We start from the raw sequence: 882 nt of genomic DNA, 5'->3' as shown, positions 1-882 counted from the left end.
GTTATCGTGATCGCCCTTGGCGCGATCTTTGGCAGCCAGGTCGCAGGGGTCCCGGCCCGCATCGCGTCCTACCTCGGACTTCTAAATGCGAATGCGATTTTTGGCACCGGCGCCTCCATTGGTCAGGGGATCAATGTCATGGGCGCGCAAGGATGGGACATTTCCCAAATAAACCTCGTTGACGACGTGTCTTCGGATTCCAGTCGAGTAAGTCTCTTCGATCCCATCAACGGCGCGATCACCGAACCTGCCCTTAGCAAGACATATTTCATCGACCGTCCCTCTGGCATATCGGCCGATAATTGGGGCCGGTTCTATCTCGTGGGAAATACAACGTCCGGCGCCGGATCGTTCACGGTTCCCGATCTTGCCAGCAGCAACGCGGATTGGGCGATCGTTCTGCCGGGCGTGAAGGACGATTACTGCCAAGGGATCAACGAAGCTCTTCTTTCCTACGACGCCGACGCGGCGATCCCCATCGCATCGTCTATCTCGTCAACCAGCCTGTACGCTGGTCTCTCTACCGCCCAGAAAGTAACAAGCACTGCTTTCAGCCTGGCATCGACGACTCCAAGTGACGCTTTCTCCGGCGCATATCAGGGGTGCTTCCAATCCAGCGACGGGGTAAACGCCTATTTTCTCGTGGTCTCTCCGCGATGAACGAGAAGCACGGCCCCGACGACGGTTTCGGCGTCTACGCCCTGATCATTGTCATCTTTGTGCTGATCATTGGTCTGGGCGCCTACTTTGCCGACACGTTCTCAAGCTCGACCACGCAAGCCAGCGAACTCAAAAAACGGAGCCAGCTAGTCACGGATGCCACCCTGATTCAGCAGCGCATCGTCTCTTGTGCTTTTGCATACCCCTCGTCCGATGGAGGCG

At 57.0% G+C, this 882-nt stretch carries 2 protein-coding genes; both read left to right on the top strand.

Annotation, left to right across the window (positions count from 1 at the left end):
• On the top strand, positions 1 to 660 hold a 660-nt coding region (locus IG168_RS20425; protein WP_193166452.1), incomplete at its 5' end, for a hypothetical protein.
• On the top strand, positions 657 to 882 hold a 226-nt coding region (locus IG168_RS20420; protein ID WP_193166451.1), incomplete at its 3' end, for a hypothetical protein. The genes IG168_RS20425 and IG168_RS20420, both read left to right, overlap by 4 nt.

Origin of the sequence: Microbulbifer hainanensis (genome assembly GCF_014904735.1) — a bacterium.
Taxonomy (GTDB): Bacteria; Pseudomonadota; Gammaproteobacteria; order Pseudomonadales; family Cellvibrionaceae; genus Microbulbifer; species Microbulbifer hainanensis.
This window is presented reverse-complemented; position numbering and strand designations above follow the sequence as displayed.